The 1,220-nt window shown below is 65.9% G+C and carries 1 pseudogene; it reads right to left on the reverse strand.

What is annotated here, in order from left to right:
• Nucleotide 1 precedes the first annotated feature (1 nt).
• Nucleotides 2-1,163 (reverse strand): annotated as a pseudogene (locus HLA95_RS27375) (IS630 family transposase).
• Nucleotides 1,164-1,220 lie beyond the last annotated feature (57 nt).

A 1,220-nucleotide genomic window follows, 5' to 3' on the forward strand; every position in this document is an offset into this window, starting at 1 on the left:
GCTAGTGTCCTGATTCCGTAGTTCCTCCGATCTGGTGGGAGCGGAGGCAGAAGCGCTGGATGGCGGCGAGGATGTCGTCGGCGGACTTGGTCCAGCGGAAAGGCTTGGGGTCGACGTTATGGGCGTCGATGAAGGTTTGGATGTTGGCTTGGAGTTGAGCGGTGGAGCGGTGGACACCGCGCCGGAGTTGGCGTTCGGTCAGGAGCGCGAAGAAGCGTTCGACCTGGTTGATCCAGGACGCGCCGGTGGGCGTGAAGTGGACGTGCCAGCGCGGACGCTTGGCGAGCCAGTCCCGAACCGGCTTGGTCTTGTGGGTGGCGTAGTTGTCCATCACGAGGTGGATATCAAGGTCAGCAGGCACGGCGGCTTCGACCTGATCGAGGAACCTCCGGAACTCGCTGGAGCGATGCTTGGGGTAGCAGCGGCCGATGACCGCGCCTGTCGCGATGTCGAGGGCGGCGAACAGCGAGGTCGTACCGTGACGGGTGTAGTCGTGGGTGCGGCGCTCGGCTTGGCCGGGGCGCATCGGCAGCAGAGGCTGCGTGCGGTCGAGCGCCCCGCCGCTGTCTCCTGACAAGCGGCCCTTGCCGGGATGGAGCCGGCGCCTGCTGCGCCGGCTGGATCTGGGACTTCTCGTCCACACACAGTACCAGGGCGCGTCCGGGCGGGGCCATGTACAGCCCGACAATGTCGCGCACCTTCTCGACGAACAGCGGGTCGGTCGAAAGCTTGAAGGTCTCGGACCGGTGCGGCTGTAGTCCAAAGGCTCGCCAGATCCGGTGGATGGTGGAGGGTGCATAGCCGACCGCCTTGGCCATGGAGCGCAGTGACCAGTGGGTCGCCCCGGAGGGTGTGGTCTCCAATGTCCGGCGGATGGTGTCGGCAATCTCGGCATCGCCGATCTTGCGCGGTGTGCCTGGCCTTGGCTCGTCCAACAGCCCGTCCAGCCGATACAGGGCAAAGCGCCGGCGCCATTTGCCGACTGTGTTTGCGTCGGCACCGACCTCGACGCAGATCGCCCTATTCTCCAGACCGGCCGCAGCAGCCAGCACAATCCGTGCTCGCCGTGCCATCGCTTGGCCGGTCTTGTGTGCCCGGGCCAGTGGCTCCAGTTCCCGCCGCTCGGCCAGACTCAGCGCGATCGATACCGCCGGCTTGCCCATCGCCGCTCCCCTACGACCATCCAGGTGATCGTAGGAATTTCGCGATCAGGACACTAG

Origin of the sequence: Geminicoccus harenae (genome assembly GCF_019800005.1) — a bacterium.
Taxonomy (GTDB): domain Bacteria; phylum Pseudomonadota; class Alphaproteobacteria; order Geminicoccales; family Geminicoccaceae; genus Geminicoccus; species Geminicoccus harenae.